The organism is Oleiphilus sp. HI0066 (genome assembly GCF_001635725.1).
Genome location: NZ_LWFH01000894.1, coordinates 1 through 216, shown reverse-complemented (window position 1 = coordinate 216; position 216 = coordinate 1). Strand labels below are relative to the sequence as shown.

1 pseudogene is annotated in these 216 nt (G+C 43.5%); it reads right to left on the bottom strand.

Going from position 1 to position 216, the window contains the following annotated elements:
- Positions 1–216 (bottom strand): annotated as a pseudogene (locus tag A3738_RS30960) (tRNA (N6-threonylcarbamoyladenosine(37)-N6)-methyltransferase TrmO); the annotation flags it as partial.

Genomic DNA, 216 nt, shown 5'->3' with positions numbered 1-216 from the left:
GGCATATAACTTCATGCCATAGATCTTAGGGTCCTCGTTTTGTTGCTTATACGCAGGACGAGGGTCTTGTTCCATAACTTCCTTTACAAAACACTCTAGGTTCGTGTAACCATTTTTAGTCAAGGCGTGAAGCATTGCTCTCGCTTTGTCACTGAACACAACATCTAGTTTTGAAGATGGTGCGTTTTTCGCGATGCCACACTGAGGATTGATAGC